Raw genomic sequence first — 1,669 nt, forward strand, 5'->3', positions numbered from 1 at the left:
CCGATGTTCTCGTTGCCGCGGCCGTCACCGGTGATGAAGTGCTCACCGAGCAGGACGTTGTCGTAGCCGGCCAGGCACGGAGGACCTTCCGGGCACAGCTCGGGGTCTTCGGTCTCCAGCGGCACCGCGCCGTGCGCGATGTCGTCGAGGAATGCCTGGTTGAGATTGATGGCCGGGGTCGTGTCGACTGGGTTGTCCAGATTGCCCGAGACCATCCCGGTTTCGGTGACCAGCTGCGGCATCCCAGCCCCATCGGGGATGAAGTTGCCGTAGTAGTCGACGTACACCGTCGGCACCGCGAGCACGTCGTCGTCGGTCAGATTGATGCCGAGAACGTCGTTCGCCTGGGCCTTGACGTCGTTCCACGTCGCCAGTCCGTCGCCGAGGCCGTCACCGTCGATGTCGGCGCCGTTGAGCAGGCGACCGGTCGCCTGCGGGGCTCCGCCGACGAGTTCGTACTCACGCAGGAAGACCTGATGGGCGGGGTGCGAGGTGTAGGTCTGGTTCTGGTCGACCCACGGGGTGGTGCGGTTCTCGTGCTCACGCTCGTCGTCGTCGGTACCGATGATGCCGTCGGGGCCGGGCCCGTTGGTGGCGCGGGTGAGCATCATGAAGTTGGTGGGCGAGCCCGGGACGTACAACGGGTCATCGGGGTTGAGTGGGACGACGATCGTGCCGCTGCCACCCTTGTTGACCATGTCGAGGCCGTGGTCGAAGAACTGGCCGAAGAAGACGAACCAGAGGTTGACCGGCGCCGAAAGTCCCTCGTCGGCCATGATGTTGGGGAGGTAGACGTCGCCGTCCGGCAGGATGACCGAGCCGGGGTTGTCCGCAGCCGCGTCGACGGCGGCCGGGTTGTCGATCGAGTTGTCCACGATCAGGTTGCTGATGACGCGGGGGTCGGCGTCATACACGAACGCATTCGCGTCGGTCTGCTCGTAGCAGGTGGTCCCGGGGGTCGGGCAGATGTCCGAGACTCCGGGCGGGTTCGGCGGCGACATGGGTGGCGGAACGTCGCCCTCGCGCCACTCGATCGGCAGGAGCCTCGGCATGACTTCGTTGCCGGCGCCGATTCGCTCGTTGCCCTCGAGGAGGTTGTTGAACGAGCCGTCGACCGTCCTCAGCCCGTATGGCAGGCTGATGTCGGGGACACACTTGCCGGACGTGTCGGACGGGCTGTCACACAACAGCGTGTAGGTGTCATCGACGACCGGCCCAAACTGTGCGTAGGCGTGCGCCTCCGAGATCTGGATCTGGTCGAGAATGAACTCGAGGTCGCTCGGGATCAGCTCGAACGTGGGATTGGTCTCCGTGACCTGCGGCACCACTTCTGATTGCCCGGCCGCGGTCATCGGGCCGACCACCACCATCGCGGGCACGGCAAGCAGCGCTGCAGCCGCCCGCGCCCTGCCCCGGATCAGGTACGCCAACAAGGCGACCACCCCCAGAACCAACAGCGCGATGCCGATTCCTGACCCAATAGCGTCCACGGTCTTGCTCATGATTTGTTCCCCTGGTTCAGTGTGCAGAGCACCGCAGACGAAACGCTGCGGCACTCGACACGTCGATGTGACTCTCGCCGTGACGTAGAGTAGCCACAGGCCACGGACCGTCGCAAGAAGAAATTGCGGAACCAGCAGAAAGCCACGCAATCGACACACGCGTGCCC

The 1,669-nt window shown here is 65.2% G+C and carries 1 protein-coding gene; it reads right to left on the minus strand.

All coding sequences use genetic code 11. From position 1 onward, the window contains the following. A partial coding sequence (locus tag WBV89_RS17925; protein WP_423982695.1) for a peroxidase family protein occupies nucleotides 1-1,502 on the minus strand: 1,502 nt, incomplete at its 3' end. Between the last annotated feature and the right edge of the window lie 167 nt (nucleotides 1,503-1,669).

Source organism: Ilumatobacter sp., assembly GCF_049588435.1.
Taxonomy (GTDB): domain Bacteria; phylum Actinomycetota; class Acidimicrobiia; order Acidimicrobiales; family Ilumatobacteraceae; genus Ilumatobacter_A.